This window comes from Lactobacillus sp. 23-2, assembly GCF_044902225.1.
Lineage (GTDB): Bacteria > Bacillota > Bacilli > Lactobacillales > Lactobacillaceae > Lactobacillus > Lactobacillus absianus.
In genome coordinates, this window is sequence record NZ_JAOQBX010000017.1 from 17919 (window position 1) to 18225 (window position 307).

1 protein-coding gene is annotated in these 307 nt (G+C 42.0%); it reads left to right on the forward strand.

All coding sequences use genetic code 11. The annotated features are described in order from the left end of the window. A partial coding sequence (locus OCH80_RS07060) for a hypothetical protein (RefSeq protein ID WP_404539330.1) occupies positions 1 to 212 on the forward strand: 212 nt, incomplete at its 5' end. Positions 213 to 307 lie beyond the last annotated feature (95 nt).

Sequence of the window (307 nt, forward strand, 5' to 3'; positions counted from 1 at the left end):
ACTTTTTGGGGATGGATTTCGTGATTTTAGCTTTAGTTGGGGACTTTTTGGGGATGGATTTCGTGATTTTAGCTTTAGTTGGGGACTTTTTGGGGATAGGTTTCGTGATTTTAGCTTTAGTTGGGGACTTTTTGGGGATGAGTTGCAGGATTTTTGACTTAGTTGGGGACTTTTTGGGGATTTTTTCCAAAAAAACACCCAACTACGGCTGATTTGCGAAAAATGAGCCCCGGAAAGTACCCAACTACGGCTGATTTGCGAAAAATGAGCCCCGGAAAGTACCTAACTACGGCTGATTTACGAAAAA